Origin of the sequence: Streptomyces sp. NPDC005574 (assembly GCF_040605435.1) — a bacterium.
Taxonomy (GTDB): Bacteria; Actinomycetota; Actinomycetes; order Streptomycetales; family Streptomycetaceae; genus Streptomyces.
Genome location: NZ_JBEXCW010000007.1, coordinates 1 through 608 on the forward strand (window position 1 = coordinate 1; position 608 = coordinate 608).

General features: G+C 76.5%; 1 pseudogene. It reads right to left on the minus strand.

Annotated elements, in window-relative coordinates:
- Positions 1-242 precede the first annotated feature (242 nt).
- Positions 243-554 (minus strand): annotated as a pseudogene (locus ABZT03_RS07285) (WhiB family transcriptional regulator); the annotation flags it as partial.
- Between the last annotated feature and the right edge of the window lie 54 nt (positions 555-608).

Genomic DNA, 608 nt, shown 5'->3' on the forward strand with positions numbered 1-608 from the left:
GCAGGGCACCGCGGACATCGAGAACGGCTTCTACTCGAAGGCGTTCGACTGGGTCGACGGGCGGTTCTACCTCTCGACCACCCGGCTGACCGGCACCGGCGCAGGTGCCGCTGGTAGGCGGCCCGGGTCCCGCACGGCGGGGGCTGCCCGGGCGGGGCTCCGGCCGGGTCGCCGTCCGCCGCGGGACCGGCGGGCGGCGGTGGCTGCGGCTGCCGTTTCACGTGGCTGTCCAGGGCGTGGCGCTGAGGTCCGGTGAGACCGGCGATGACCCCGTTGCGCCCGCACCTCGGAAGCCCCTCCTCGCGTCGCAGCACCGCGGCCCGGCAGGGGTCGAGCACGGGGCAGGCGGCGCAGATGGCCATCGCGGTGGGCCAGGAACGACGGGAGAACCAGAGGTCGGCGTCCTGGTTCCGACAGGAGGCCCGAGCCTCCCAGGCCCGCGATCCCCCGTCTCCTCCGGCGCCGCCACCCGATCCTTGGCGGGCGCCTGACCCGGGTCCGGCACCTGGTCCGGCGCCCGGTCCGGGTCTGGCGCCGGCCGCCGTTCGGACCACTGCTCTGGCGCCGGGGGCCGGTCGGGGTGCGGGGTTCGGCCCAAGTGCCGAGTT